Origin of the sequence: Kitasatospora arboriphila (assembly GCF_039528095.1) — a bacterium.
Lineage (GTDB): Bacteria > Actinomycetota > Actinomycetes > Streptomycetales > Streptomycetaceae > Kitasatospora > Kitasatospora arboriphila.
In genome coordinates this window covers 1-813 of the sequence record NZ_BAAALD010000243.1, presented here as the reverse complement: position 1 = coordinate 813, position 813 = coordinate 1, and the positions used below count along the sequence as shown (strand labels likewise).

The window sequence follows — 813 nt, the reverse complement described above, 5'->3', positions numbered from 1 at the left end:
CTTTGCTGGCGCTGCTGGTGACGCCGCGCTCGAAGATCCGATCGCGCAGCGCCTCGTCAATGCCGCATCCCTGGTCGGCGATCTCAATGATCACCTCCTGGCCATCACTGTTGATCAGGCATTCGATCTGTTTTGAACCCTGCGGTTGACGCAGGCTGGCATTGTAGGCGTTATCAAGTAGATTCCCCACGATCGAGATCCATTCGTTGTGCGAAAGGGCGGTAGGTAATCTATCAACGAAGCAGGCCGGATCGAAAATCAGCTCAAGTCCAAGCTCTTTGGCCCGGTAATATTTGCCGATCAACAGCCCGGCCAGGTGGGTGTCCTGGAAATTGCGTGCAATAAAATCGATCACCTTCTGGTGGCTTTCCGACTGCTGTTGGATCAGTTCCAGCGCTTGGTTATAGCGTTTAAGAAACAGCAGACCGGCGATAGTGGAGATCAGATTGCGATGCTCATGCTGTACGGCGCGCAGGTTATCGGCATATTGTTGTACCTGGCTAAGCTGCAGGCTAAGGGTGTTGATATCGTCTTTGCTGCGAAAGCTGATCACCCAGCCCTGTGGCTCATTGTTTAAGATCACCGCCATCCGGCTGGCGATCACTTTGATCTGATTGTAGGTAACGATCTCGTCTTTTTTATTGGTCTGTGGCGCATCGTAGAAGAAGACCTCCTGAGAGATAACGCTGCTGATCCGTTTGCCGATAAGCGTCGGTTCCGGCTGACTCAAATTGAGCAGGCGACGCGCAGTCTGATTAATCGCAGTGATTTTATAATCGGAGTCGATGGCGATAAGCCCTTCGAACACCGATT

Annotated in this window: 1 pseudogene; it reads right to left on the bottom strand. The window is 52.3% G+C overall.

From position 1 onward, the window contains the following. Positions 1-813: pseudogene (citA, locus tag ABD353_RS39730) on the bottom strand (citrate sensor histidine kinase CitA); the annotation flags it as partial.